Annotated in this window: 1 protein-coding gene; it reads left to right on the top strand. The window is 54.5% G+C overall.

All coding sequences use genetic code 11. The annotated features are described in order from the left end of the window. Positions 1–300: 300 nt before the first annotated feature. The coding region (locus QP996_RS11485) for a hypothetical protein (protein WP_284872759.1) at positions 301–1,085 on the top strand (785 nt) is incomplete at its 3' end.

Here is a 1,085-nt window from a genome sequence, read left to right as displayed (position 1 = left end):
ATGACGCGACTGACCTGTCAAGGATCACGACGCCTTCCGCAGGCACACCCCGTCAAATATGTCGTGACTTCAGACACCTCCGGGCGCACCAATTTCCTAACGCCCCGAGCAAGCCGCTCGGGGCGTTTTGTGTTTCTCTCAGGATTAGGCGGGGCCTGAGTGTTCTTTGTTAGGAACTTTAGAAAACCTTTTAAAACTGAAAAAGCCCTCATTAACTGCACTTTCAGGGTTGACGCTTGCTTGAAAGCAGCTGTCCAAATTGGTAGGTTTTACGGCAGTTCCGCGGGAGAAGTGTGTTCTATGTACTTCTTCCTCGAATTTCTCCCATTTACAAAAACAACCATTGGAGCCATCTTGAAGAACGCTTCCTCCCCGTTCGAGTTCAACTCGGACTCTGCCGCCCAGGGCCCTTCGAACCCTGGGCGTTATAACGCAATGTCCTCCTCCGCGGGGCGCAACCCGCGCCGCCACTCCGGCAAGCGCTCCGTCGTCGCCGGCATGACGTCTGTCTCCCTGGCGCTGGCTGGTCTGACGGTGCCGAGCGTAAGTGGGGGCGTGGGAAGTGGCGCATCCTTGGCAAGTGCTCAGGAGACTGACACCACCACTATTGCTGCGAGATTCTCGGAGTCCGGTCTAACTGACAATAAGTGGGCTGCGACGCTCACCCTTGACTTCGGCCAAGCTGCTCAGACTTTCAACAGTGTTCGTATCGAGGTACCTGCTGAAATTGAGTCGACTGACACGTTTCCAGATAAAGCAAATTACAGCGTGCGATTGCTTAAAGGTAGAGACCTCGTTGAGGATCTTGGAGTTATTGAGGGAGTTGGGGGAGGCTCCCCTAAAGAACTACGGACGTTGGCGTTTACTCTCCCAAAGAGCGTGACCTTGCCTGATGAAAATCTGGCGCTTCAGTTCCGCTACGAGGATGGCACCTATTCCGATTTTCCTACCGACGCGGGGGCTTCCGCAGCCAAGCTCCGAGCCGTTATCAACGAAGTTGACATGACGGGTTCGGTGTCTGATGTGGTGGTGGATCAGTACGAGAAGCCGGTTGAGGGCACCAAGGTTGAGTTGATTGACGGCAA

The sequence above is a fragment of the Corynebacterium sp. MSK008 genome (assembly GCF_030232585.1).
Classification (GTDB): domain Bacteria; phylum Actinomycetota; class Actinomycetes; order Mycobacteriales; family Mycobacteriaceae; genus Corynebacterium.
Note: the sequence above shows the minus strand (reverse complement) of the source record. Positions and strands in the feature narration are given on the sequence as shown.